This is a genomic window from Roseateles sp. GW821-FHT09B06 (assembly GCF_059418245.1).
This window is the reverse complement of sequence record NZ_JBWKPM010000058.1, coordinates 1-2,393: the sequence shown is the minus strand read 5'-3', so window position 1 is coordinate 2,393 and position 2,393 is coordinate 1. Positions and strand designations below refer to the sequence as shown.

The window sequence follows — 2,393 nt, the reverse complement described above, 5'->3', positions numbered from 1 at the left end:
ATTGGAGTGATTGACGTGGCGACACTAAGTGTCATCAGGAGATGGGCGCTGCGGGAGCGGCTGTCCATCCGCGAGATAGCAAGGCGCACAGGCCTGTCTCGCAACACCATCAGGAAGTACCTGCGCAGCGGCGACAAGGAACCGTCGTACGCCAAGCGCGAGAGCGTGAGCCGGCTCGATCCGTTCGCGGACAAGCTGGCCCAGTGGCTCAAGACGGAGTCCGGCAAGAACCGCAAGCAGCGACGCACGCTGAAGCAGATGCACGCGGAGCTCATGGAACTCGGCTTCGACGGCTCCTACAACCGCGTGGCCGCGTTCGCGCGGGAGTGGGCGCTCAAGCGCCAGGAGGATCAGAAGACCACCGGCCGGGGCACGTTCGTGCCGCTGGTCTTCCAGCCCGGGGAGGCCTTCCAGTTCGACTGGAGCGAGGACTGGGCGGTGATCGCCGGCGAGCGCACCAAGCTGCAGGTCGCGCACTTCAAGCTCAGCCACAGCCGGGCCTTTTACATCCGGGCCTACCTGCTGCAGACCCACGAGATGCTGTTCGACGCCCACAACCACGCCTTCCGCGTGTTCGGCGGCGTGCCCAAGCGCGGCATCTACGACAACATGAAGACCGCTGTGGACAAGGTCCTGACCGGCAAGGCGCGCGACGTCAACGCGCGCTTCGCCGCGATGGTCAGCCACTACCTCTTCGAGGTCGAGTTCTGCAACCCAGCCTCCGGCTGGGAGAAGGGCCAGATCGAGAAGAACGTGCGCGATGCCCGGCATCGGCTCTGGCAGCCCGTGCCGGCCTTCCCCTCGCTGGACGCCCTCAACGTCTGGCTGGAGGAGCGCTGCAAGGCACTGTGGTCCGAGATCTCGCACGGCAAGCTGCCCGGCACCCTGCATGACGCATGGCGGGACGAGCAGCCACAACTGATGCCGCTGCCGCGCCCCTTCGACGGCTTCGTCGAGCACACCAAGCGCGTCTCGCCCACCTGCCTGATCACCTTCGAGCGCACCCGCTACAGCGTGCCGGCCTCGTATGCGAACCGGCCGGTGAGCCTGCGCGTGTACGCCGACCGGCTGGTGGTCGCGGCCGAGGGCAACATCATCTGCGAGCACCAGCGGGTGATCGAGCGGCGCCACGACACCCTCGGCCAGACGATCTTCGACTGGCGCCACTACCTGGCGGTGTTGCAGCGCAAGCCCGGGGCGCTCAGGAACGGCGCGCCGTTCGCCGAACTGCCTCAAGCCTTCAAGCGCTTGCAGGCCGAGCTGCTGAAGAAGCCAGGCGGGGACCGCGAGATGGTGGACATCCTGGCGCTGGTCCTGCACCACGAGGAACAGGCGGTGCTGACGGCCGTTGAGACCGCCCTGGAGGTTGGCGTGCCGACCAAGATGTACGTGCTCAACGTGCTGCACCGGCTGGTGGACGGGAAGGCCGAGCCTCCACCGGTGGACGCGCCGCATGCGCTGCGCCTGGTCACAGAACCCCAGGCCAACGTGAACCGATACGACGAACTTCGAGAAGAGAGGAAGGTCCGCCATGCGTGACACAGCAACCAATGGGCTCATGACCGCGCTGCGGGAGCTGAAGATGTTCGGCATGGCGCAAGCCGTGGGCGACCTGGCCGAGCAAGGGGCGCCGGCCTTCGAGGCGGCGCAGCCCTTCCTGGCGCAGTTGCTCAAGGCCGAGAGCGCGGAGCGCGAGGTGCGCGCCGTGGCGTACCAGCTCAAGCAGGCCAGGTTCCCGGTCTACCGGGACTTGGCCGGCTTCGAGTTCGCGCACAGCGAGGTGAACGAGGCGCTGGTCAAGCAATTGCATCGCGGCGAGTTCATGGACCGGGCGGAGAACGTCGTGCTTGTCGGCGGGCCCGGCACCGGCAAGACCCACCTGGCCACGGCCATCGGGGTGCAGGCGCTCGAACATCACCGGCGGCGCGTGCGCTTCTTCTCCACGGTCGAGCTGGTTAACGTGCTGGAGCAGGAGAAGCTGTGCAACAAGACCGGCCAGATGGCGCACCGGCTGGCGCACATGGATCTGGTGATCCTGGACGAGCTGGGTTACCTGCCGTTCAGCGCGTCGGGAGGGGCGCTGCTGTTCCACCTGCTGAGCAAGCTCTACGAGCGCACCAGCGTCATCATCACGACGAACCTGAGCTTCGGCGAATGGGCCAGCGTCTTCGGTGATGCCAAGATGACGACGGCGCTGCTGGACCGGCTCACGCACCACTGCCATATCCTTGAGACCGGCAACGAGAGCTACCGCTTCAAGAACAGTTCCGCACAACCCACCAAGAAGGAGTCCAAGACCAAGAAGTTACCCACAACCTGAGCCCCAGAGGCACTAACAAGGGTGGGTCAAGATTGGATGGAAACGGTGGGTCAGGATTGCGCGGGAATCAACA

The 2,393-nt window shown here is 65.7% G+C and carries 2 protein-coding genes; both read left to right on the top strand.

Annotated elements, in window-relative coordinates:
* The first annotated feature begins 6 nt into the window (after positions 1–6).
* Positions 7–1,539 (top strand): IS21 family transposase, encoded by a 1,533-nt coding sequence (istA, locus tag AC07OQ_RS24395; protein WP_495055730.1) that lies wholly within the window; start codon positions 7–9, stop codon positions 1,537–1,539.
* Entirely contained in the window at positions 1,532–2,320 is a 789-nt protein-coding gene (istB, locus tag AC07OQ_RS24390) for an IS21-like element helper ATPase IstB (protein ID WP_495055729.1), read from the top strand. Before istA ends, istB begins: the two co-directional genes overlap by 8 nt.
* Positions 2,321–2,393 lie beyond the last annotated feature (73 nt).